23 protein-coding genes and 1 pseudogene are annotated in these 23,375 nt (G+C 56.4%); 10 read left to right on the plus strand and 14 right to left on the minus strand.

The window, feature by feature from the left end; all coding sequences use genetic code 11:
- Positions 1-26: 26 nt before the first annotated feature.
- Positions 27-899, minus strand: coding sequence for an MBL fold metallo-hydrolase (locus ACREYP_RS10970; RefSeq protein ID WP_498881357.1), 873 nt, complete (start codon positions 897-899; stop codon positions 27-29).
- Positions 900-1,043: 144 nt separating this feature from the next.
- Here ACREYP_RS10970 and ACREYP_RS10975 point away from each other — a divergent pair, with 144 nt between their 5' ends.
- Positions 1,044-1,835: a polysaccharide lyase family 7 protein gene (locus ACREYP_RS10975; protein ID WP_166992285.1), complete on the plus strand. Its 792-nt coding sequence runs from the start codon at positions 1,044-1,046 to the stop codon at positions 1,833-1,835.
- A gap of 45 nt (positions 1,836-1,880) precedes the next feature.
- On the opposite strand, the gene ACREYP_RS10980 is transcribed toward ACREYP_RS10975, so the two are convergent.
- On the minus strand, positions 1,881-2,309 hold the full coding sequence (locus ACREYP_RS10980; RefSeq protein ID WP_498881358.1) for a TOBE domain-containing protein: 429 nt from the start codon (positions 2,307-2,309) through the stop codon (positions 1,881-1,883).
- A gap of 281 nt (positions 2,310-2,590) precedes the next feature.
- Between ACREYP_RS10980 and patD the strand changes: the two genes are divergently transcribed.
- From patD to ACREYP_RS11000, 4 genes are all read left to right on the plus strand, one after another.
- Entirely contained in the window at positions 2,591-4,015 is a 1,425-nt protein-coding gene (patD, locus tag ACREYP_RS10985) for an aminobutyraldehyde dehydrogenase (RefSeq protein ID WP_008461490.1), read from the plus strand.
- Between the two features lie 67 nt (positions 4,016-4,082).
- Complete coding sequence (gene lysM, locus ACREYP_RS10990; protein WP_008461492.1) at positions 4,083-4,529, plus strand: peptidoglycan-binding protein LysM; 447 nt, start codon at positions 4,083-4,085, stop codon at positions 4,527-4,529.
- Positions 4,530-4,660: 131 nt separating this feature from the next.
- Positions 4,661-5,389 carry a YnfC family lipoprotein gene (locus ACREYP_RS10995; RefSeq protein WP_008461494.1) on the plus strand — a complete coding sequence of 243 codons (729 nt, stop codon included), beginning with the start codon at positions 4,661-4,663 and terminating at the stop codon, positions 5,387-5,389.
- Between the two features lie 82 nt (positions 5,390-5,471).
- Complete coding sequence (locus ACREYP_RS11000) at positions 5,472-5,645, plus strand: GhoT/OrtT family toxin (protein ID WP_008461495.1); 174 nt, start codon at positions 5,472-5,474, stop codon at positions 5,643-5,645.
- 11 nt (positions 5,646-5,656) lie between these two features.
- Here ACREYP_RS11000 and ACREYP_RS11005 read toward each other — a convergent pair whose 3' ends face one another.
- Positions 5,657-6,640, minus strand: coding sequence for a nickel/cobalt transporter (locus ACREYP_RS11005; RefSeq protein WP_498881359.1), 984 nt, complete (start codon positions 6,638-6,640; stop codon positions 5,657-5,659).
- A gap of 151 nt (positions 6,641-6,791) precedes the next feature.
- Here ACREYP_RS11005 and ACREYP_RS11010 point away from each other — a divergent pair, with 151 nt between their 5' ends.
- On the plus strand, positions 6,792-8,420 hold the full coding sequence (locus tag ACREYP_RS11010; RefSeq protein WP_498881360.1) for an ABC transporter ATP-binding protein: 1,629 nt from the start codon (positions 6,792-6,794) through the stop codon (positions 8,418-8,420).
- Here the strand turns inward: ACREYP_RS11010 and ACREYP_RS11015 are convergent, their stop codons facing one another.
- The 7 genes from ACREYP_RS11015 to ACREYP_RS11045 are packed head-to-tail and all read right to left on the minus strand — an operon-like array spanning position 8,421 to position 15,854.
- A complete protein-coding gene (locus ACREYP_RS11015) occupies positions 8,421-9,236 on the minus strand; it encodes a sulfurtransferase (protein WP_498881361.1) in 816 nt (271 codons plus the stop codon). It lies immediately after the preceding gene.
- Positions 9,226-10,221, minus strand: a complete 996-nt coding sequence (locus tag ACREYP_RS11020) for an ornithine cyclodeaminase (protein WP_498881362.1) — start codon at positions 10,219-10,221, stop codon at positions 9,226-9,228. The genes ACREYP_RS11015 and ACREYP_RS11020 overlap by 11 nt, the downstream gene beginning before the upstream one ends.
- A gap of 2 nt (positions 10,222-10,223) precedes the next feature.
- Positions 10,224-11,222 carry a 1-aminocyclopropane-1-carboxylate deaminase/D-cysteine desulfhydrase gene (locus ACREYP_RS11025; protein WP_498881363.1) on the minus strand — a complete coding sequence of 333 codons (999 nt, stop codon included), beginning with the start codon at positions 11,220-11,222 and terminating at the stop codon, positions 10,224-10,226.
- A 36-nt stretch (positions 11,223-11,258) separates the two neighbouring features.
- On the minus strand, positions 11,259-12,593 hold the full coding sequence (locus ACREYP_RS11030) for a M20 family metallopeptidase (RefSeq protein ID WP_498881364.1): 1,335 nt from the start codon (positions 12,591-12,593) through the stop codon (positions 11,259-11,261).
- Positions 12,590-13,504 (minus strand): ABC transporter permease, encoded by a 915-nt coding sequence (locus ACREYP_RS11035; RefSeq protein ID WP_008461517.1) that lies wholly within the window; start codon positions 13,502-13,504, stop codon positions 12,590-12,592. The genes ACREYP_RS11030 and ACREYP_RS11035 overlap by 4 nt, the downstream gene beginning before the upstream one ends.
- Positions 13,504-14,364: an ABC transporter permease gene (locus tag ACREYP_RS11040; RefSeq protein ID WP_166873644.1), complete on the minus strand. Its 861-nt coding sequence runs from the start codon at positions 14,362-14,364 to the stop codon at positions 13,504-13,506. The genes ACREYP_RS11035 and ACREYP_RS11040 overlap by 1 nt, the downstream gene beginning before the upstream one ends.
- Positions 14,361-15,854, minus strand: coding sequence for an ABC transporter substrate-binding protein (locus tag ACREYP_RS11045; RefSeq protein ID WP_039293428.1), 1,494 nt, complete (start codon positions 15,852-15,854; stop codon positions 14,361-14,363). The genes ACREYP_RS11040 and ACREYP_RS11045 overlap by 4 nt, the downstream gene beginning before the upstream one ends.
- 184 nt (positions 15,855-16,038) lie before the next feature.
- Here ACREYP_RS11045 and ACREYP_RS11050 point away from each other — a divergent pair, with 184 nt between their 5' ends.
- Complete coding sequence (locus ACREYP_RS11050) at positions 16,039-16,695, plus strand: GntR family transcriptional regulator (protein ID WP_166863791.1); 657 nt, start codon at positions 16,039-16,041, stop codon at positions 16,693-16,695.
- 123 nt (positions 16,696-16,818) lie between these two features.
- Here ACREYP_RS11050 and ACREYP_RS11055 read toward each other — a convergent pair whose 3' ends face one another.
- The 3 genes and pseudogenes from ACREYP_RS11055 to ACREYP_RS11065 all read right to left on the minus strand — a co-directional run bounded on the left by ACREYP_RS11055 (position 16,819) and on the right by ACREYP_RS11065 (position 19,715).
- A complete protein-coding gene (locus tag ACREYP_RS11055; RefSeq protein WP_008458797.1) occupies positions 16,819-17,961 on the minus strand; it encodes a trans-sulfuration enzyme family protein in 1,143 nt (380 codons plus the stop codon).
- Positions 17,962-17,983: 22 nt separating this feature from the next.
- Positions 17,984-18,943: pseudogene (locus ACREYP_RS11060) on the minus strand (PLP-dependent cysteine synthase family protein); the annotation flags it as partial.
- A gap of 265 nt (positions 18,944-19,208) precedes the next feature.
- Positions 19,209-19,715, minus strand: coding sequence for an RrF2 family transcriptional regulator (locus ACREYP_RS11065; protein WP_008458799.1), 507 nt, complete (start codon positions 19,713-19,715; stop codon positions 19,209-19,211).
- A 172-nt stretch (positions 19,716-19,887) separates the two neighbouring features.
- Here ACREYP_RS11065 and ACREYP_RS11070 point away from each other — a divergent pair, with 172 nt between their 5' ends.
- From ACREYP_RS11070 to ACREYP_RS11080, 3 genes are all read left to right on the plus strand, one after another.
- Positions 19,888-21,090, plus strand: coding sequence for an NAD(P)/FAD-dependent oxidoreductase (locus ACREYP_RS11070; protein ID WP_008458800.1), 1,203 nt, complete (start codon positions 19,888-19,890; stop codon positions 21,088-21,090).
- A 39-nt stretch (positions 21,091-21,129) separates the two neighbouring features.
- On the plus strand, positions 21,130-21,441 hold the full coding sequence (gene yqfB, locus ACREYP_RS11075; protein ID WP_008458801.1) for a N(4)-acetylcytidine aminohydrolase: 312 nt from the start codon (positions 21,130-21,132) through the stop codon (positions 21,439-21,441).
- 106 nt (positions 21,442-21,547) lie between these two features.
- The gene (locus tag ACREYP_RS11080) at positions 21,548-22,936 is read left to right on the plus strand and encodes a hypothetical protein (protein ID WP_336818640.1); all 1,389 of its coding nucleotides are present in this window, start codon (positions 21,548-21,550) and stop codon (positions 22,934-22,936) included.
- Between the two features lie 50 nt (positions 22,937-22,986).
- On the opposite strand, the gene ACREYP_RS11085 is transcribed toward ACREYP_RS11080, so the two are convergent.
- Positions 22,987-23,208: an HP1242/YdcH family protein gene (locus ACREYP_RS11085; protein ID WP_008458803.1), complete on the minus strand. Its 222-nt coding sequence runs from the start codon at positions 23,206-23,208 to the stop codon at positions 22,987-22,989.
- Between the last annotated feature and the right edge of the window lie 167 nt (positions 23,209-23,375).

The following is a 23,375-nucleotide window of genomic DNA, read 5'->3' on the forward strand; positions in this document are numbered from 1 at the left end:
AGCCGGCGAACCGGCTTGTGTCACCGCTATTCTGTCGGTTGAAAAACGTAATGGTCGCCTTTAGCCACAATATGCCCGACGCCCGGGAACGGGAAGTGCGGGGCAAAAATCAGTTCACGATCGGCGGCCAGTCTGGCCAGCAGCGCTTTGCGGTTGGCTATGCCTTCCTGGCGATCGTTGTCATAGGCAATCGCCCATTCGGGCTTCGTCAGCGACACAATCGAGCTGTGCGCCGAGTCGCCAATGTCTAAAAGTCGCTGCTTGCCGGAGACAATCTGGTAGCCAACGTGCCCCGGCGTGTGGCCCGGCAGCGGCACAGAGGTAATCCCCGGCAGCACCTGGTCGCCTGGCTTAAAGGTTTTCACCTGCGGCTGGATGGCCTCAGCCAGCGCCTTCATCTTCGGCAGCGTTTGCAGCCATGCCCAGTCCGGGGCGGAGATTTGCACCGTGGCGTGGGGGAATGCCTGCTTGCCGTCCGCCGTCAGCAGCCCGCCAACATGGTCGCCGTGAACGTGGGTGATCAGCACATCGGTTACCTGCTCTGGCTTATAACCCGCCTTTGCGAGGCTCTCAACCAGCTGGCCCTGAGCGTTGGAGCCAAGCCCGGTATCCAGCAGAATGACTTTACTGCCGTCTTTCACCAGCAGGGCATCGACGCTGAGCTTAATCTTGTCCGTCGGCGCGCCCGCCGCAGACAGCACTTCGGCCACCGATTTTTCTCCCACGTCGACGCCAATCACTTTGCCATCGTTGGGCAGGGTGTTGTTTTTATCGTGCAGCGCGGTTAGCTCAAGCTTGCCGAGCGGAAAAGTTTTAAACGCTGCGCCTGCGTTATCCGCCAGCGCGAAGGCGGAGTAGCTGGCCGCAAACAGAACTGAAACGAGCAGTTTTTTGATCATGACTGTTCCCTATATGCATCAGGTTAATTACCGGAAACCCATTGTTACTACTGACATGTTACCGCAACAGATTTTAAGTAAAGCATCTACGCTGATTAGTGGTTAGCTGCTTGGGCGGGTTTACATTTTGCATTGGGGTTAAAGATGAAGCGTAAAACACTAAGTTACGGGCTGCCTGTCAGCCTTTTTTTGGCGGCGCTGAGCGGTAGCGCATGGGCCGAGAGCGGCCAGACTGCTCCGGGTGAAAACTACCCGGTGCTGACAAAGGACTATCTGCTGCAATCCTTTGATGGCAGTGAAAAACCGAATGAAGTGAAGATCACGTCGGGGCTGCATAACCGCTATTTCTACAGCAACTGCGGCGGGGACAAAAGCTGTGATTCTGCCATTCCGGCGGGGGCGATGGTGTTTAAAGCCCCGTCCGGGTTTGGATCTACGCCGCACAGTGAATTTCCTCGCGTCGAGCTGAGAGCCACGCACAATTTTGTTAACGGCAGCGAGTTTGACAATGAGCAGCGCGGGTCGGTGTATATCGTCAAAAATCCGTCCACGCGCTCAATTATTTTTGCTCAAATTCACGGCGACAAACCCGGCGGCTCAGAGATGCTGAAACTGCGCTGGGAAGACGGCGCGATAGTGGCGGGCGTGAAAGAAAACTACGGCGACCCGGAAAAACGCACCACGCTGCTTTCGGGCGTCGGGCTGAAAGACAAAATTGATTACAGCATCAAAGCCAAAGGCACGGCGAGCGGCATGAAGGTGACGGTGGAGGCCAGCGCCGGAGGCAAAAAGGCCAGCCAAACCTTTGACTATCCGAAGCAGGGCTGGGAAGGGATCCAGCTATACTTCAAGGCGGGCAACTATAACCAGGACAAAAACAAGGATGGTTCTGAATCGGTGGTGGCCTACAGCAAGCTTGACGTACGCTACAAGTAAGCGAGTTAAAACCGGCAGCCGGAGTGGCTGCCGGACGTTATGGCGTTATTTTTTTACCGCAATCAGCACGGATGAGGCTTTCACCAGTGCCAGCAGGCGAGACCCTACCTTCAGCGCCATTTCATCAGCGGCTTCGTTAGTCACCACGGCGGTTAATGCAAAACCCGCGTCCGTTTGAATATGCACGGTGGTGTTCACCGCGCCTTCCGCGATGGCTTTCACCGCGCCTGGGAACTGGTTCCGGGCGGAGAAGTGATAGCCGCAGTCTTCGCTGGCCAGCACCACCCACGGGGCTTTGATCAGGGCCAACGCTTCTTTGCCGTTAACCAGGCCTAAGGCTTCCTTGCTGCTGCGGGTCACCACAGCGACCAGCTTGCCGCCGCCGTTCAGGGTGAATTCTATTTCGTCGTTAACGGCGCCGGCCGTGACGTTGCTGATGGTGCCGGTTAACTGATTGCGGGCGGAAATACTCATGGTGCCTCCTGGCGGTGAACTAAGAAAAAGACTGCCTAAAGCATAGGGGGATCCCGCCTTCTTTTCATATTAATTTTCAATAGATACCTCATTTGCGCCGCGGCCTGTTATACCAAAGGGGAGCGCCGGGACAGGCTTACTGCGCAGTGCATCACAACCTGGTGAAAATCACCGCCCGGCACCGCTGCCGCCGTCAAGCCGACGCTATGCTTTTTACTTCAGTCCTTTTAAGCCAGAACGCCGCTGGGGCCATGATTATCAGAACGGGAAAGGAGATAGGGATGCAAAGTCAGTTATTGATTAACGGCCTGCTTGTGGCTGGCCTTGGAGATAAGCTGCCTGTCTACAACCCGGCCACGGGGCAGGTGCTGCTGGAGGTGGCGGAAGCCACGGCTCAGCAAGTTAACGATGCGGTCCTGGCGGCGGATAAAGCTTTTGCCGCATGGGGGCAGACGACGCCGAAAGAACGTGGCGAACATCTTCTGGCGCTAGCGGACGCCATCGAGCAACACGCGGAAGCCTTCGCCAGGCTGGAGTCGCAGAACTGCGGCAAACCTTTCCACTGCGTGCTTAACGATGAGATCCCGGCGGTGGTGGATGTCTTTCGCTTTTTTGCCGGGGCGAGTCGCTGCCTGGGCGGTCTGGCCGCCGGAGAATATCTGAGTGGGCACACCTCGATGATCCGCCGCGATCCGGTCGGCGTGGTGGCGTCTATTGCTCCCTGGAACTATCCGCTGATGATGGCGGCCTGGAAACTGGCTCCGGCGCTGGCCGCCGGGAACTGCGTGGTGATCAAACCGTCCGAAATTACGCCGCTGACCGCGTTTAAGCTAGCCGAACTGGCGAAGGATATCTTCCCGGCGGGCGTGATTAACGTGCTGTTTGGGCGCGGGCAAACCGTCGGCGATGCGCTGACCGGGCATGAAAAAGTGCGCATGGTGTCGCTCACCGGGTCTATCGCCACCGGGGAACACATTATTAGCCACACCGCCCCGTCAATTAAGCGCACGCACATGGAGCTGGGCGGCAAAGCGCCGGTTATCGTGTTCGACGATGCGGATTTACAGGCGGTGGTCGAAGGCGTGCGCACCTTTGGCTATTACAACGCCGGGCAGGACTGCACCGCCGCCTGCCGGATTTACGCTCAAAGCGGGATTTACGACCGGCTGGTTGAGCAGCTTGGGGAAGCCGTGGCCAGTCTCAAATATGGGCCTCCTGAGGACGAAAGCACCGAGCTGGGGCCGCTGAGTTCAGAGGCACATCTTGAGCGAGTCAGCCAGGCCGTGGAAGACGCCAAAGCGCTGCCGCATATCCAGGTGATTACCGGCGGCAGTAAAGTCGCAGGCGACGGCTATTACTACCAGCCTACGCTGCTGGCCGGGGCTAAGCAGGGCGATGCCATTGTGCAAAAAGAGGTGTTTGGCCCGGTCGTCAGCGTCACAAAATTTGACGATGAGCAGCAGGTGCTGGCGTGGGCCAACGACTCCAGCTACGGCCTGGCCTCTTCGGTATGGACGCAGGACGTGGGCCGGGCGCATCGCCTGAGTGCCCGATTGCAGTATGGCTGCACCTGGGTGAACACGCACTTTATGCTGGTGAGCGAGATGCCACACGGCGGGCAAAAACTGTCCGGCTACGGCAAAGATATGTCGCTTTACGGGCTGGAGGATTACACCGTTATTCGGCATGTGATGATTAAGCACTGAGCTTGCGACTGGCGGTTTTGGCTTCTTTTGCCAGGCTTACAGGGACCAGTAAACAGGAGAAAAGACCATGGGATTATTTGATTTTGTCAAAGACGCGGGCGCCAAACTGTGGGACTCGCTGAAGGGGAACGAAGGCGAGCAGGGCAGCAAGCTTGAGGAGCATTTGAAAAACAGCGGCATTCCGGGCGCTGACAAAGTGAATGTTACCGTAGAAAACGGCAAAGCGGTGATCTCCGGGGGAGACGGGCTGACTCAGGCGCTGAAAGAAAAAATTCAGGTGGCGGTAGGTAACGTGGCCGGTATCAGCAGCGTTGAAAATAATATTCAGGCGACGGATGCTGCGCAGGAAGCCACTTACTATACGGTGAAATCAGGCGACACGCTGAGCGCCATTTCTAAACATGTCTATGGCGATGCCAACAAGTACAACACCATCTTTGAAGCGAATAAACCGATGCTAAGCCACCCGGATAAAATTTACCCCGGACAGGTACTGATTATTCCTAAGCTGTAAGTGCCCTAAAAACCCACTTCGGTGGGTTTTGTTTGGTGGATCGCGTAAAGTGTCACGTTAAACCTCAGAATTAATCTGTTTATTTTCTGCTATTTGCCGACGAGGTGTTGGCCTGCTTTCAAGGATGATGTATGACGTTGAAAAGAGCCATTCTGCTGGCAATCCCACTTGTTTTCTGTTCTTTCGCTTATGCCCAAACGGCAAGAAACCCGGTTATCGCCAACCTGGCGACAATGTTTGATTTCAATGCCCCGGCAGGCAACGTGCGCGAAATGCATACCGTCATGAAGCATCCGTCAGGGGAAGTCAACTATGAGAACCGACTAAAGGTAGACCGTACCGGGTGTGTTACCAGCCTTGATATCAGAGACTCGGCGCAAAAAATGGTGCTACAGCTTCACCGCGAAGGCAGCGCGCTAACGGGGACCCAAAACGGCAAACCGTTAACCCTCAAGCTTGATGAACAGTGTCTGGTGAAAAAGAGAAAAGATGAGCTGGGCGAAGTGAAATATGCCTACTGGCCTGGCGGGCTGCTGAAGGATATTTTTTTCATGCCGGGCGGGCAGCGCATCGCTCACCATGAATACGATGTTAACGGCCTCCCTCGTCAGATCGATTTTTACCTCAATGACAAAGTGGCTTCGCAAACCAAAGTCAGCTACGAGAATGCGGAGCGCCGTCCGTTTGACTACAAACTGGTGACTGAAACGATGAGAACGCCGTTCCTGACGATGGAAAGCCACTGCCGCTACGACGAGCACTTGTCACCCATCGCCTGCGATATCACGCTGGTGACCGGCATCGGGAAAACGCAGCAGACCCAGCGGCAGCAGGTGACGACGGAAGTCAGCTATTACTGAGTAAATAAAGTTTCTAAACTTGATCTGCGTCATAAAAAAGAGCATATTCTGCAAAAAATTTTAACAAGTAGTAATGTCTTGTATGACGCTTTATCAACACATGCTGGTTTTTTACGCCGTAATGGCGTTAATCTGCGCCGGGATCACCTGGCTGCTCGCCAAAGACTCTAAACGCATTAAGCTGCTTTGTTCAGTGCTGATTGGCGCCACCTGGCCGATGAGTTTCCCGGTCGCGCTGCTGTTCTCTCTGTTCTAACCCGTTCTGAACTAACAGCCTGCCGCGATAAAGTCGCCGTTGGCGCTAACGGGAATCGTGGTGATAAATAGCACCGCGGCAAAAAGCACGATCAGCAAGCCGCCAAGCACTTTCAGCCCGGTGGTGATAATGCGAACCTGAGTAGGAGTGCGCGAAAGCCAGAGTTTGCTCACCGAGTCGCGGGTGCGGGTGACCAACACGGACAGCCCTAAAATCGACAGGGCTGTACCGAAAGCCATAGTCATCACCGCGGCAATGCCCCAGCTAATAAATCCCAACGCATTCGAAAACACCAAAATCATGATGGCCCCGCTGCAAGGCCGAGCGCCAATCGCCAGAATGACGCCCAGGTGCGTGAGCCAGTTGCCGCCCCGGGCATCGTAGCCAACGCCGTGGTTGTGCCCGCAGCCGCACCGATCATCGTGTGAATGATGATTCAGCGTTGGTGCATCACTGCTTATCGGCGTGAAGGATTTCATCCTGAGCGGCGCTTGCTGTCGCAGCGCTTTCAGCACAATATAAATCCCGAAACAGCCAATCATCACCGCGCTTATTTTTTCCACATACCAGCGACTTTCGCTGAGATCGCCGCTGGACAAATTAAGCGCAATCGCCAGCACAAAGACAAATACGATGGCGCTCACGCCCTGCATCAGGCTGCCGAGAAACGGCACCACTCGTCCGGCGAGAGGCGTTTCCTGGTTGGTACTGAGGTAGGTTGTGACGATAAATTTACCGTGCCCAGGGCCGATGGCGTGGAGTACGCCGTAAAAGAAGCTGCCGACCAGCAGCCAGACGCCGCCGATGTACTGGTGGTTGTTGATTTGCAGTAAATAGAAGACCAGGTAGCGGTGCAGGCTGATCTGCATACTCAGGCACCATTGAATAAAAGCGCTCCAGTGATGGCTGATAAACACCAGCGCCAGGGTAGTTATCAGCAAGGCCAATAAGCCCGCAGGCAGCGCCCAACGGCGGGGAAAAGTTTGAGTTGTCATGGCGGCAATCACATCAGGTCAGCATGACTAAAGTATAAATAATGCCGGAGAGTAAGACCAAATGAATAAGCTATCAGCAAATCATCTTGTCGCACTGGGGCAGATATTATAGTCTCAAAAATCACGCTGTTAGCACCCGTCTGGAACCCGTATGACCGATCAAACCCCGCTGTTAACCGTTAATTCGCTTTGTATCAGTACGCTGGAAGGTAAACCTCTGGTGAAGGACGCTTCATTCAGCGTTGCACGCCGGGAGATTGTTGCTCTGGTAGGCGAATCAGGCTCAGGGAAAACCTTAACCTCGCTGGCGGTTATGGGTTTGCTTCCGGGGGGCGTGCGGCAAACGGGCGGTGACGTAACGTTTAACGGACAGGTTGTATCGGCTGTGGGGAAAACCTATCCGCGCGAGCTTCGCGGGCAGCAAATCGCCACGATTTTTCAGGAGCCGATGAGCAGCATGAACCCGGTGCTGAAAGTGGGGGAGCAAATTGCGGAAGTGCTGGTGCGCCACCAAAAGCTCAGCTGGAAGCAGGCGCACCGTGAGGCGGTCGCATTGTTGGACAGGGTCGGGATTGTGAACCCTGAGCAGCGGGCAAAACAGTATATTCATCAGCTTTCCGGCGGCATGCGCCAGCGCGTGATGATTGCCAGCGCCATTAGCTGCAAACCTGCGCTTCTGATTGCCGACGAACCCACCACCGCGCTGGACGTCACCATTCAGGCGCAAATCCTGACTTTGTTACAGGAACTGCAGCAGGAAATGGCGATGGGCATTCTGTTCATCACCCACGATTTAAGCGTGGTGGCTCGCTATGCAGACCGTGCCTGCGTGCTGTATCAGGGCAATATTGTTGAGCAGGGCGATGTGCCAACGCTGCTGACCGCGCCGCAGGCCGACTACACCCGTCGGCTGATTGCCGCTTCTCAGCCGGAGCCTCAGCCCGCCAGGCGCAAAAACGTTACCCGTTCGCCGCTGGTGCAGCTGTCGCAGCTCACCAAAAGCTACCCGCAGGCGCATACGCTGCCGTTTTTCCCGGACAGCCGCCAGACCGTGCTCAAGCCAACCAGTCTCGAAATCGAACGAGGCGAGATCGTCGGGCTGATCGGCGAGTCCGGTTCGGGTAAAACGACGCTCGGCAGGGCGGCTATAGGTTTAATTCCGGCCGACAGCGGCACCATTATTTTTGATGGTCTGGACGTTCGTCGCGCCAGCCGTGAGCAGCAGCGGGGGATGCGCCGCCGGGCGCAGATTATTTTCCAGGATCCCTACGCCAGCCTCGATCCCAAAATGCCGGTGGGTGAGCAAATTGCCGAACCGCTGCGCGTGCATAAATTGAGACCCGCGGGGGAAGTTCAAAGCCGCGTTCGCGAATTACTGGAGCTGGTCGGGCTGGATGCTGCGGCGGCGAATCGTCTGCCGTCGGCTTTCTCCGGCGGGCAGCGGCAGCGCATTGCCATTGCGCGCGCGCTGGCGCTTGAACCCGAACTGTTGGTGGCCGATGAAGCCGTTTCGGCGTTGGATCTTTCGGTGCGAGGGCAGATCCTCGCCTTGCTCGCCGATCTGCGTGACCGCCTGAGTCTGACCGTGCTGTTTATCAGCCACGACCTTGGCGCCGTACGTCAGGCGTGTGACAGAGTGGTGGTGCTGTATCGCGGTGAAATTGTGGAGACGGGGGCCACAAAGCAGGTGCTGGACAAGCCACAGCATGAATACACGCGGCAGCTGATTGCCGCCGCGCCGGATATTCAGCAGGCGCTGAAGCTGCGGAAGGTGGGGTGATTATTCCCCACTAAGCAGCGGTAATTCCTGGTGACTCGCCCATTCATGCCAGGAGCCGACGTAAACGGCCACGTCCTGGTAACCTGCAAGTTTGAGAGCCACCAGAACCGTGGCGGCGCGAGCGCCACGGTGGCACCAGGCAATCACTCTTTTTGACGGCGTAAATCCGGCTTCGGCGGCAAGGCTTGCCAGCGCTGCAGCGGATTTGAACCGGCCATGCTCGACTGCATCTTCCCAGAAAAGCAGTTTTGAGCCAGGAATACGTCCCGCTCGCGCGCAGCATTCATGCACAAAGCTGCCGTTATATTCCGTTGGCCTGCGGGCGTCCAGCAGTAAGGTTGATGCCGGATCGGCGTCGATCGTTTCGGCGCGGGTGGCGGCCAGCTGAGGCATGGCCGGTTGACATTCAGGGGCTCCGGCGCCAGAAACAATCGCAGCTGAACCTTTCCCCGGCGTTAATTTCCCCCCGGCGTCTCCCCAGGCTTCTACACCGCCGTCCAGAATCAGTCCTTCTGCACCCAGAGCAAACCACAAAAACCATAATCCACGCGGAGATCGCATGCCCACGGTTTGCTCGAAGAATACCGGCGTAGCCCCGCTCGCGATACCGAGCTGTTGCCAGGCATGAACAAATGCCCCGGCCATCGCGGCGTAACCTTCCGGGGTCGAGTCAGACACAAAATAGTCGTAGACGTTAAGATTCAGCGCGCCCGGTAGGGAGGCCGTTTGCCAGGCTTCTCGTTCACGGACATCGATCAGCGCGAATATCTCGCCGTTCTCGATTCGTTTTACCAGATCCGGCGCGTTAATCAGCATCGGTGGTCTCCCAGCCAAAAGGCAGATTGCTGCCCTTGCCCTGTTCGGCAGCAGTGCTTAGAACGCGGGCGGCGAGGGCGATATCAAACACGTTGAGGCCGAAAGAAGAGAAATAAACCTTGTCCGTTTCCGCAGGCCGCCAGCCATCGACCAGTAAATTTGTTAAATCTGCAGAGACGTTTTGCTCATCAAAAAGCCCGGCCCGGTACATTTGAAACAGGCTTTTGGCGCTGGTCAGCTTGAAGTCTCCCCAAAGGTCGACCACTACCTTGTCGGCGGCGGCAATCGTCTCAAAGGCCACTTCGTGATAGCCGATTTGCAGCACCAGGGTGCCGGCCCGCCAGATGCCAGGGCGTAAAAACGGCTCGCTGGCGCTGGTGCAGGTAATCAGCGCGTCCCAGTGCTGGCGCAGCGCATCGTTTAGTGTTTCAAACTGGGTGACAGGCCAGGGGAGTTTGTCGGCATGGCTGAGCATGTCGGCGAGAGGCTCCGGCGTTTTGTTCCAGCAATAGACCATGTCCAGATCGGGAAAATGTGCAGCCAGCATCTCGAGATGAGCGCGGGCCTGCACGCCAGCGCCGAGCAATAAAACACGTGAAGGGCGGCGGGGAGCCGCCAGCTTCAAGGCGAGGGCCGACACGGCGGCGGTTCGGGTCGCGGTCAGGCTGCCACTTTCGACCATGCCTATCGGCAAACCGTTGTCTGCGCGATTAACCAGCGTGGTGGCCATCGCCTGTGGATAGCCGTCGTTGGCGCGAGGTCGATGCGCCGTCCATTTTACGCCCGTCGCATTGAACCGCCCGCCGACCCTGGCCGGGAGGGCATAAACCTTCCCCAGCGGCGTATCGAGGTTGACGTGGGTTTCGGCGGGCATCGCTGCCTCGCCGCGCCTCATCAACCGCACGGTGTCCTCGATGTCCTGCAGAGCCTGTACCGGATCATTCCCCCCAAGGTCGGCCACCTGCTGACGGTTCACTATCTGCATGATCAGTGCTCCAGAAGTTTTTGAGCGAACGGGTAAAGCGCCGGAGAGCCCCCGCAGTGCATAAACACTACGCTGCTGCCGGCGGCAATACGGCCTTCTTTCGCGAGGGTGATTAAACCGTGCATCGCTTTACCAGTGTAAACCGGATCCAGCAGCACGCCTTCCTGCTGCGCGACCTGATAAATCGCTTCAATGCCGCCGTCAGAAGGCACGCCGTAGGCACTGCCAACAAATCCGTCTTCGATCAGGATATCCTGCGGCTGCCAGGTTTGATCCCAGTCGAGCAGGCGAGCGCAGTCCTCGGCCATGGCGGAGATTCGGGTCTGGAACCAGTCGGCTTTGGCGCTGACGCTGACGCCGATAATCTTCGTTTTCGGCCAGTAACGGCGAGCGCCGACATACAGCCCGGCCAGCGTGCCGCCGGAGCCGGTGGGGGCGATAATCACGTCCGGGGCAGATTCGCCTGCGGCGCGAAGCTGGGCATCCATCTCTTCAACGGCGCTAACATAGCCCAGCGCACCTAGCGCCGTGGCCCCCCCCAGCGGAATGATCATCGGCTTTTCGCCGCGAGCCGTGGCCGCATCGGCATGGGCCTGCATCGCGCCTTCAATCTGGGTGAAATAACCTTCCGGGTCGAGGAACTGCAGCTCTGCCCCAAACAGTTTGTCCAGCAGGAGATTACCCTGATAAGTCTGTGGCTCATCGCCGCGTAAAACCAGTACCGGCTTCATGCCAAATTTACGGGCGGCCGCCGCGACCATGCGCGCGTGGTTAGACTGGTGACCGCCGGTGGTTATCACCACTTTCACCCCTTTGCGGCAGGCTTCGGCCATCAGGTACTCCAGCTTGCGGACTTTGTTGCCGCCGCCGCCAAAACCGCTGTAGTCGTCGCGCTTAATTTTTATGTTAACGCCTAGCGTTTCGCTCAGACGAGGTAAAGATTCCAGCGGCGTGGGGAAGAATCCGAGCGTAACACGTTCAAAATCATTGACGTTTTTCATGCATTATCCTGTCTGGTTCCCGGGTGCTGGCCGTATTTAAAAGGCAAGTAGCCAGTCATTAAGCGATTGTTGGTAGCGTTGTAAGCCCTTGAGCGTGACGAATTCGTTCACGCCGTGGGCGTTGCCGCCGTAGCCCAGGCCGCCGATCAGGAAGGCTGGTGCCACAGGGGCGAAGGCGTAGGCCGGGGCGCAGCCTGGCGCCCAGGGCCAGATTTGCGGTTTTGCCTGCTGCTGGTGATAGCTCGCCATCAGCTCAAGCACGCCGACGTCATCAATGCTGAAGCGGTAGCCGGGGTAGCTGTCCCCCGGCTCGAGCACCGCTCCGGCAAGTGCCGGGCTGGCAAGCTGTTCTTTTATGCGCCGCATCAGGCGTTCGCCATCGACGACGGGCGGTGTTCTTAACACCACATCGGCGAAGGCTTCCGGAGGGATCACGCCCTGAGCACCGCGCGGCAGGCTGGCTATCTCCGACACGCTTAGCACCGCGCTGCCCAGCAGGTATGCCAGGTTGCTGAAACTATCGCCAGTGATGGCGTATTTTTCGCTGCGGCGGAAGGTCAGTTCGTCCGCCAAATTAAATTCCCGCGCGAGGTCGTCCAGAATGGAGCTGGCTTCTTCGTCCAGCTCGCCCGTTTCGAGCACGCCGTTGGCGTGAGGCGGGGCAAGAGTGCTTAACGCCTGCACCAGCCGCCAGACCGGGCTATCGATCCATGCGGCGTTACTGGCGTGAATCGCCGCTTTCGGGCCGCCCCAGCTGCCGCCTTTGACTACCAGACGGCCACCGCTGCGGCCGGTGAAGCCGAGGTAAATGCGCGGTGCGCCGCCACCGTATTCGCACAGGGAAGGGAAAAGCACTGCTTCTGCCGGGGCAACCGGGCAAGGCTGCCGGGCGAGGTAGCGGCGCAGGTTGCCGCTGCCAATCTCTTCTTCGCCTTCCAGCAGGATTTCAACGTTGGTATGCAGGCGGCCCGAGTGATAGAGATCGCGCACCACCCTCAGCATGCCTGCCAGCGGGCCTTTGTTGTTCTCCGCCCCGCGAGAAATAAACACATCGCCTTTATCCGACCAGTGTTTGAGGCCGCCCACGAACGGGTCGACCTCCCAGCCGTCTTCTTCGGCGGGCATCACGTCGTACATGTTGTACAGCACGAGGGTTCGTGGCGAGCCGATATTAATTCGCACGTGTACCAGCGGCGGTGCGTCGTCCTGAAGCTGCTGGCTGACCGGGTACAGCACTTCAGCGTCAGTTTCTTCAATTAACCAACGCTCAAGCCACTGCGCCAGGTCGCGCTGCTGGTCGATATTGCCCGCCACGCTTCGGAAAGGCGTCAGCTGGTGCAGGAGATCCAGCGTTGCATCGAGTGACTTCATAGCCGGATCCTCGGGTTCAGTACCACGTACAGCAAATCAATGATTAGGTTCACCACCACAAACACCAGCGCGGCCAGCAGGACAATAGCCTGCACCAGCGGGAAGTCACGGTTTTGAATGGCCTGCACCGCAAGGCGGCCAATGCCGGGCCAGGCAAAAATAATTTCGGTGACCAGCGCGCCGCCCAGCAGGGAAGCGAAATACATTCCCTGCACGGTGACGACCGGGATCAGCGCATTGCGCAGGCCGTGGCGAATCAGGATCCGCCACGAACTTAGCCCCTTGGCCTGCGCCGTGCGGATGTAGTCCTGAGCCAGCACGTCGATCAGGCTGGCACGTACCAGGCGCGCAATGGCGCTCATGTAATAGGCCCCAAGACTGATGGCGGGCATGATCAGATGGCTGAAGGTGCCGTAGCCGCTGGAGGGCAGCCAGCGTAGATGCAGGCTGAACCAGATGATCATCAACAGACCCAGCCAGAATACCGGCACGGCCTGGCCGCTGAAGGCAAACAGGCGGGCGAGTAAGTCCCAAACGCTGTTGCGCCAGACCGCGCTCACCAGGCCAAGCAGCAGGCCAACCAGGGTGCTCCACGCCAGGGCAGAAACGGCCAGCAGCAGCGTGGCAGGCACGCGCTGGGCGATAAGTTCGGTCACCGGCTGATCATAGCGGAGCGACAGGCCAAGGTCGCCGTGCAGCAGGCCGGTCAGGTAATGGCCGTATTGCCAGAGCAGCGGACGGTCAAAACCCATTGCGTGGCGGAAGTTGTCTATTTCTTGCTGGGAAGAACCGGGCGGCATCATCACCGCGGCAGGATCGCCGGTCAGGTGCAGGCTGTAAAAGATCAGCAGTGAGACGCCAAACATCACCAGCACGGCCTGCGCGAAGCGGGAAAGAATGTAGCGCAGCATCAGTCGAGCCTCGTGTGGGTTTTACGCAGCAGGCTGTCGCCGAGCAGGTTACAGCCGACCACCAGCGCTGCGATAATCAGCCCCGGCCACAGCACCAGCCATTCCGCCAGCAGCATGTAGGAACGCCCCTCACCAATCAGGTTGCCGAGCGTAGGCGTTGGCGGCTGGATCCCCATCCCGAGAAAGCCAATGGAGGCTTCGAGGACAATCAGCCTTGGAATATCCAGCGTCAGCAGAACAACCAGCGGCGTGGCGAGGTTAGGCAGAATATGTCGCAGCAGAATACGCGGCGTGGAAAAGCCCATGGCGCGAACGGCTTCGATGTATTCCAGTTCGCGTAACTCGAGCGTTTTGGCGCGCGCCACGCGGGCGTAAATCGCCCAACTGGTCACGCCCATGATCAGAATAATGTTTTCCAGTGAAGTGCCGAACAGCGCCATCACCAGCAAAATTAGCAGAATAAACGGCACCGCCAGCTGGATGTCCATCAGGCGCATGATAACGGCATCCAGCCAGCCGCCAACATAGCCTGCCAGCATGCCCAGCAGGGTACCGATAACGGCGGCAATAGCCGCCGCCAGTAACACCACCGTCAGGGATAGGCGGGTACCCGCCAGGATCCTTGCCAGCAAATCGCGCCCGAGCTGATCGGTGCCGAGCCAGTGCATCCCGCTTGCCGTTTCGCTGCCCGGCGGCAGGAAGGTATCCGCCAGGTTGTTGGTTAACGGGTCGGGCAAGGGCAGCCACGGGGCCACCAGTGCCAGCAGGATCACGATGCCAAGCAATAAGCCCCCCAGCGCCCCGTCACCTGAGATCAGGCGGCGAGGGCGACGGGTCAGGGCGCGTCCGGGAAAAATCATTTCAGCCTCAAATCATACAGCGGGATGCGGGCGTCGGCGCGACCGGTAAAGTTCAGGCTGTCGCTGTTGGCATACAGAGAATCCTCGCGGTACAGCGGGATCAGCGGCTGCTCTTTGGCGACAACTTTCTGGATATCCTGCAGGATAACTTCACGCTTCTTAGCATCTACCGTTGAGCGGCTGGCGTTCAGCAGTTTATCCAGTTCAGGGTTGCTGACCGTGGAGTAAGGCTCGCCGGAGTGCAGGATAGGGTACAGCGCGGCATCGGCATCCAGGGTTTGGGTTGAGCCCCACGCCAGCATGTACATTTCCGCCTGTTTACCGGAAGCCACCTGCTGGGTATAGACGGACCACTCAGGCACCTCAAGCTGCGCCTTCACGCCGATGGCGGCCAAGTCCTGCACAATCGCCTGAGCCACTTCGGCGCTGGCGATATAGCGACGTGGCGCCTGGAACTTCAGCGTGAAGCCGTCCGGGTAACCCGCTTCCTTAAGCAAGGCTTTAGCTTTGGCGATGTCCTGCTCAGGGGCCGGAACATTGAGGTAACCAAAGTCCTTGGCGCCAGCCATGGTACCGGTTGGCGTACCAAAACCGTGCAGCAGCTGGGTGGTATAGGCTTGACGATTCAGCGCCAGCGATAGCGCCTGGCGAACGCGGGCATCACTTAAAGGTTTCTCACCATTCTTCAGGCCGAGGTAAATAGTCAATCCGCCGCCTTTCACCTGCTCAAGATGAATGCCCGGTTTATTTTTCAGCGTAGAAACGAGGTCAGCAGGGACGCTGTCAACCAGCTGTACTTCTCCTGTTAACAGGGCGGTAATGCGGGCAGTCGCTTCCGGGATTGGGCGCCATGTCACCTGGTCAATTGTAGGTTTTCCACGCCAATAATGTGGATTAGCCTGCATAACGACACGTTCATCTGGTATAAATTCTTTTAATGTATATGCTCCACTACCAATAGGTTTTCGTGCAAATTCCGCAGCACCGACTTTACTTACATAGGCAGGCGGCACGATGTAGGTCGGATAACGGCTCATACGGGTTGGCAGCAGCGGGTCAGGGCCGTCAGTGTGAATGCGAACCTGATAGTCGCCAGTGACTTCTACCGACTTGATGGTGCGGATGTAAGAGATGGTTGGCGCGTGGTTGGCCGGGTCCAGAATGCGGTCAATAGAGAATTTCACTGCCGCCGCGTTAACGGGTTCACCGTTGGTGAAAGTAACGCCGGGGCGCAGGTCGAATTGCCAGGTCGTGTCATCCAGCGCTTTCCAGGAGGTGGCAAGACCGGGCTGGAGCTGCATGTTTTTATCGCGCAGGACCAGCGTATCGAAAATATTGTCCACCAGGGTGGCGGCTTCTTTAAGAAAACCGGGATCCATCGCGGTGGCGGAAGCCGGTTGGGCTATAACTAATTCACTTGCGTAGCTAAAGGGGGTTACCAGGCTAATTAATACAGCCAGAGTTGCGAGCTTACGGCCAGATGCTTTCATTGTAGTCAATCCCTATACGTTACCGTCTAAATTATTGACGGATATCGAATGTTTCGTCAGGTTAATTCGCATGGTGGTATAAATTTGTGGTAAGAGTACATGATATATCCTATATACTCCATTGATGACAAGCCAGTTATTAAACTGCAAATACAAAGTAGTTATTTTGCTATAGGAAATAAACATGCTTGACTTAGAAAAAGCGCAAAGAATGAGTTTAACCATGCAAGTCGAGGGCAGGTTAAAGAGTGCGTTGATCGTGGGAACCTTAAAACCCGGCGCAAGATTAGTGACCAAAGAGATTGCAGAGCAGCTTGGCACCAGCATTACGCCGGTGCGTGAAGCGCTGTTGCGTCTTGTTTCTTCTGGCGCACTGGACGCGACGCCGGCGCAGGCTTTTTTGGTGCCTGAAATTTCTCTGGGGCGCTACCACGAAATTACAACCATCCGTAAAAATCTGGAGGGTATGGCGGTAGAGCAGGCGGCGCGTTACATGGATAAAACCAAACTCGCCCGTTTGCAGCAGCTTTGCGATGCGTTTCTTGAAGCGAAACATATCAGCGTTGAGGCGGCGCTGCAGGCCAATCGGGAGTTTCGTTTCCAGCTGTTTGAGTACGCCGAGATGCCAACGCTTACCGTATTAATTGAGCAGCTTTGGGTGCGCATTGGACCATGTTTTAATTATCTGTACCCGCAGTCGGAAGAAATGACTCAGGGGCATCATAATTACGACGATCTGCTGGAAGCCCTGGCCGAAAAAGATGAAAAGCGCAGCGTGAAAGCAATTCATAAAGCGATAGACGACGGGGCAGATATTTTACGCCGACAGTACTTTGGTTAAAGACTAAACGTCTTTAATTTATTAACGCACAGCAAATAAATGGCCTTTTGTATTACTCTGGATGTGCTCAGTGCCAGCAAAAGGCCATCATTTATATTTATGGCAGCATTAATTGGCGTTCGGCTAACTCAGCGCCTGTGCGAGATCGGCCTGCAAATCTCCGGCATCTTCAATCCCCACTGACAATCTAATTAGCTGCGGCACAATGCCGTTACTTAAACGCTGTTCGAGCGGGATAGAAGCATGGGTCATGCTGAAGGGCTGGCTGACCAGGCTTTCCACGCCGCCCAGGCTTTCGGCGAGCGTAAACAGCTTCAGCCTGCGGATCACTTCCTCGGCCCGCTTTTCATTCCCGCGAACCACAATAGAAATCATGCCGCCAGGCTGCGACATTTGCTGGCGTGCAAGCTGATGCTGCGGGTGAGTCTCCAGCCATGGGAAATAGACTTTTTCTACCTCAGGATGCGTCTGGAGCCACTCTGCCAGCTGGAGCGCGTTGCTGCTGTGGCGTTCCATGCGCAGCGCCAGAGTCCGAATGCCCCGCAGCGTCAGGAAACTGCTGAACGGGTCGAGCACGCCGCCGACCGCATTTTGCAAATAACCAAGCTGCTGCGCCAGGTCGTCATTAGCGCCGACCACCGCCAGCCCGGCGACTACATCAGAATGGCCGTTCAGGTATTTGGTGGCCGAGTGCACCACGATATCGAACCCGGACTCCAGCGGGCGCTGAAGCGCAGGCGAAGCGAAGGTGTTGTCGGCCACGCTTATCAGGCGATGGCGTTTGGCGATATCCGCAATCGCCGCCAGGTCTGCCAGCTTAAGCAGCGGGTTGGTGGGGGTTTCCACCCAAATCATGCGCGTTTCAGGCCGAATGGCCGCCTGCAGCCCGTCGAGATCGTCAGGCTTTACCCAGCTTACCTGGAGCGCGGCGCTGCGTTTGCGCACGTTTTCAATCAGTCGCCAGGTGCCGCCGTACACGTCGTCAACGGCGATAATATGGCTGCCGCTGTCCAGCAGCTCGAGCACGGTTGAGATAGCCGCGAGGCCAGAAGCAAACGCGTAACCCCGCTGGCCGCCTTCGAGTTCGGCAATCGCCGTTTCCAGCGCCTGGCGGGTGGGGTTGCCGCTGCGCGAGTATTCAAAACCGGTATGCTGGCCAGGTGCCGGTTGGGCAAAAGTCGATGTGGCATAAATCGGTGGCATCACCGCGCCGTGTGCATCCTCGAAAGTACCGCTGTGCACGCTCTGGGTAGCAAATTTATTCATGAATTTTCCTTAATAGTTACGCCAGGTTTTGCTGGCTGAGCCATTGATCGTTAAACATTTTTGATAAATATTTGTTACCGCTATCGCAGGCGAAGGTGACCACGCGTTTCGGCGTGTTCTGTGCCTGGCAATAGCGCAAGGCGGCGGCGAGCAGGGTGCCAGTTGAAGAACCCGCCAGGATGCCTTCGTGGGTTAGCAATTCACGGGCCGTGGAAAACGCTTCGCGGTCGCTGATCCGGTATGCGTGCTGGACGCGCTCAAAGTCGGCAAGCGATGGCACAAAGTCTTCACCGATGCCTTCCACCAGCCAGCTGCCCACTTCGCCATATCTACCGTGCTCAACCACATCGGCAAGAATGGAGCCGCAGGGATCGGCCAGCACAAACTCGGTTTGCGGGGAATGCTGGTGGAAAAACTGCTGCAGGCCGCCCAGCGTGCCGCCGGAGCCGACGCCTACGACGATGGCGTCAATGTGGCCCCCGGTTTGCTCCCAAAGCTCAACGGCCGTGCCGCTGGTGTGGGCCAGCGGGTTTGCGGCGTTAGAGAATTGATCGATGTAATAACTGCCCGGGATATCTGCCGCCAGCCGCAGGGCGTAATCCTGGTAATATTCCGGGTGGCCTTTAGTGACGTCCGAGCGGGTCAGGCGCACGTCCACGCCCAGTGCTCGCAGGTGGAAAATCTTTTCCTGGCTCATTTTGTCCGGCACCACCAGAATCAGCGGGTAGCCTTTTTGCGTGGCAATCAGCGCCAGCCCCAGCCCGGTGTTGCCCGCTGTGGCTTCAATAATCGTGCCCCCCGGCTGCAGCTTACCGCTTCGCTCGGCATGTTCGATCATCGACAGGGCAACGCGGTCTTTAATTGAACCGCCGGGGTTTTGGTTTTCCAGCTTAAGCAGCAGCTCGCAGCGGCCGGTATCAAGGTGATTGAGCCGCAGCAGCGGGGTGTGGCCTATCAGGTCCAGGACGGAATCGGCAATCATCGTTCTCTCAACATGAAAAGTGTTCATGTATGGAATGATAGGGCGGCGAATTGACGCTTCTAAAGAACATAAACCCGTGGTTTAGATCGGAAAGTAATATAATGTGCTGCTCTGGCGGTAGGGAAGGAAAGCCGTTCGGATGTCCGGAATGGGGGATGGCTAAACGAGCCGTCTTTTGCCGGTTTAAGCCTGTTTTTTACACAAAAAAGCCAGCGGCTTATGCGCTGGCTGGCTTTGAATTTGCGAAATTGTACTAAGCGAAAGGCTAATTGCTCCGCCGGTCGCGGATCCAGTCCTGGACTTCGATAACAAATTCATCCGGTGCCTTACGGTACATGCGGCGGGCCAGATCCAGTACGGTATGCTGGGCTAGCGCTTCTTCCATACGCTGCTGGGCAATGTTCATTACCGCGCGCACGCCGCAAATCCCTTCGCAGGCCCATTCGGGCGGCGTTGCTTCAAAGACGGCCAGCCGCTGGCGAATCTCTTTGCAGTCGAAAATACTTTTCTCACCGTCGATGGCTGCCACAATGTCCAGCACGCTGATTTGGTCCGGCGGGCGAGAAAGGATAAACCCCCCGCCTTTACCTTCGCTGCTGATGACGAGCCCCGCCCTGGAAAGTTTGGTGAAAATTTTACCGAGGTAGTCATAGGGCACGCCCTGCAGTTCGGCGATTTCGCGCACGTTCATTTCGCGGCCTTCGCCTTTGCCATCCACCATGCATATCAGGCTATGAATGCCGTACTCCACGCCCGAACTGTAAAACGCCATGCTGCCTCCGACTCATTTAATCCAGGTAATGTAGGGATTTTACTCACGCGATGCAATCTGTAACCCCGAAAACAGAGGATTAAAAATAAACTCCGAAAGATCTTGTCGTAGTTAACTACGACAAGTATAGTCGCAGTCGTTGGCCACTGAGGGCCTTTACCGGAGTAGAACCATGCAACAGAAGATCCTGATCCTTGGCGCCGGCTTTGCCGGTATGTGGGCGGCCCTGAGCGCGGCCAGACTGGTGGCAATGCATAACCGTGACGACATTGAGATCGCCGTGCTGGCTCCCCAGCCTGAGCTGCGCGTTCGCCCACGTTTTTACGAAACCGAGGTGGCTTCGCTGGTCGCTCCTCTTCAGCCGCTGTTCGACGTCACCGGCGTGACTTTTGTGAAAGGCGAGGCGCAGCGTATCGACAGCGTCAATCAGTGCGTCTGGTACCGTGACCAGCAGGGCAACAGCACACCGCGACAGTACGATCGGCTTGTTCTGGCTACCGGCAGCAACCTCAAACGCGATCTGATCGACGGCGCGGCAGAGCATGCTTTCGACCTCGACCAGCTCGAGAGCGCCCTGCGCCTGGAGCAGCACATTTCAGACTTAGCGCAGCAGCCGGAAAGCGAAGCCCGCAACACGGTCATTGTCTGTGGCGGCGGCTTTACAGGCATTGAAATGGCGACCGAACTGCCGGGCAGATTGCGCGCGGTACTGGGCAAAGAAACAAATGCTCGCGTTATTGTGGTGGAACGGGGCGATAAAATCGGCGGTCGCTACAGCCGCGAACTGCGGGATGTGATTGCTACCGCCAGCGAAGAGCTGGGCGTGGAGTGGCGACTGAATACCGACGTCCGCGAAATTGATGCGAACGGCATTGTACTGGCCGACGGCGAACGCATCGCCTCCAGCACGGTAATTCTGACCGCAGGCGTGCAGGCCAGCCCGCTAACCGCGCAGATTAATGCCCCGCGTGATAAGCAAGGCCGTCTGCACGTGGATGCTTTTTTACGGGTGGAAGGGCAGCCAGCTATTTTTGCGACGGGGGATGTGGCGCGTGCCGAGACGGATGAACAGGGCAACCTCGCGCTAATGACCTGCCAGCACGCCATCATGCTAGGCCGCTTTGTGGGCTATAACGTGGCGGCAAGTCTGCTGGACGTCACGCCACTGCCATACCGCCAGATTAACTATGTCACCTGTCTCGATCTCGGCGGCTGGGGCGCGGTGTTTACCGAAGGCTGGGAGCAAAAAGTGACGCACGTGCGCGAGGAAGCGAAGAAAATTAAGTTGTCGATTACTCAGGAACTCATTTACCCGCCGGTGGCAGACAGAAAAATCGCCTTTGAAACGGCGGATCCGTTAGCGCCGTTCGTCTAAGGGATTTATCATGCTGCCGAATGTTTATCAGGAGGTAGCATGGCTAACGATATCACTTTTTTCCGCCGCTTTGAGCACGACATTATCGCCGGGCTAAAAACGATTACGCTGCGCGACAGCAGCGAATCTCATTTTCAGCCCGGCCAGCGTTTGCGCGTGGGCCGCTACGAAGATGACGTCTATTTCTGTACGATCGACGTGATCGGCGTGACGCCGGTGCTGCTTGATGATTTGGACGAGGAGCACGCCCGCCAGGAGAACATGACGCTGGCAGAGCTTAAACAGGTGATTGGTGAAATCTATCCGGGATTGAATGCGTTGTACGAGATTTCGTTCCGGCTGGTGAAGTGATCCTTCGCCCGAGATTAGCATGATGGAAGGGGGGTAATCGTGCGTTTGCTTGTATTGGTGACTGGTAGTATCAGCGATACTTCTTGCGCGAATACAACAAGACATTATGCAAAATGACTTTTTAAAACAGCTCCAGCATTTTCTGAGGGACATAGAAAAAGCTGAGCAGGCGGCTCAGGTTCCTCAGAGGCTCGCCGATTATCTTTTCTCAAACCAGGCGTGCCTGGATGAAAGCAATATTACGCTCGATTTGATTAATGCCCTGAGTGACTGGCTGGAAGGTAAACAGCAAAACCTGAATCAACTCTACCTGTCACTCTATCTTTTCTGGCTGAGCGCGCTGGCGCGCAACGGTATCGATATTTTTTATTTTGGCGAGCTGAACAAGCTGCAAATGCTCGGATCGCGCTTCAGAGATTCGGCCATCAATAACCTCTATTACCTCAGTTATGAAGAGACAAATCAGCAGGAAATCACCGCTTTTCATAACAAAATTGCCGCCAGCACGGCCCCTTTTATTCTCTACGATCCGCAGGGACTAAAGCTGGCCTTTGCGGTTGAACATCCTCAGGCCATAGGCTGTATTTCGTTGTACGATTTGCTGATTGATAATTTCATTCCCTTAAGCACAACAGCTACTCAGTACACGCATTTGCTGGCGCAGCAATATGCCGCGCTGGCTAATCCAAACGTCAGAACAGTCATTATAGGTAACTCCTACAGTTTTTATGGCTTCCCTGACGCGCTGTTTGAACACAGCATAAATCTTTCTACCCACAGCCTGGGGCTGAAGCAGGCCCAGCAATTAACGGCGCATATTATTGAGCGTTATCCGCACGTGCAAAACTTTGTGTATTGCCTGGGCTTCTTTGATCTGTACAGCGACCTGTTAAAAACAAAAGATGACTTTAACCAGCAAATCATCCACGCCTGGAGCCAGCTCAATAGCCATTACAGGATAAAGCCGGAAGAAGGGATAACCGCCGACGGCATGCAGGCGTTTAGCCGGCTGGTGATGCCGACGCCGGTGCAAGGGCAAGCGATAAATGGACTCGAGGATAATAATGCCAGGGCGCAAATTTGTGAGTCCGCACGCCTTGTTTTTGCCCGCAGCGACTCACTCCCTGCCATGCAGCAGAAAGAGGAAGCCCAGAAGCGGGGGAGCTCTCACTCGAAATCAGTGAAGCACCAGACAACGCTTGCAGAGAATAAACCCCGCGTGGCTGAGATGAGCGTTCAGTTGGCGACAAAAGGCAAAAAGGTTATCTGGCTAACGCCGTCTTTCCCGTCAGACTACGTGGACAATCTTGATGCTGAGATGAAACAGACGCATCGCCAATATTTTGCAGACCTTGAAGGGGCGCATTCGCGTTTTATCGATCTCTCAGAACATCCCGCTTTTGCACGCGAAGATTTCCGCGACGGTGATCACCTGAACTATTTGGGGGCTGGGAAAATGATTGGCATACTGCGGGCGCTGGGTGTGGCGCTGTAACCTCTGGAGACAACAAGGGAAGGGCAAACCCTTCCCCGGTTTCAATGCTATCAGGCCGGTTGGCTGGCCTGTTTCAACATCTGATAAAGCTCTTGTTTTACCCTCAGTTTTTCTTTCTTCATCTGCACAACTTCATCGTTGTATCCCGTCCCTTGCGGCCCCTCCTTGCGCAAAATCTCGCTATCAAGACGGTTGTGTTTGTTAAACAGGCTGAGAAAGCGGGGGTTTTCGGACTTCAGGTGGGTAATCAAATCACGGTACTCAGGAAACATGTCAGGCCTCCCTGGTCAGTAGGTTGGTGAGTGGATTAACAACTGGCTGATGCCAACTTCAGTTTAGAACCGAATTTGCGATAAGGGAAAGTACAAAAAAGCATCGTTTTGTCAATTTGCGATCCCGGCAGCACCTTGCCGGAATGGATGTCATTCTCATTGTTTAA

The organism is Enterobacter sp. TMH.L2 (genome assembly GCF_050847315.1).
Classification (GTDB): Bacteria; Pseudomonadota; Gammaproteobacteria; order Enterobacterales; family Enterobacteriaceae; genus Cedecea.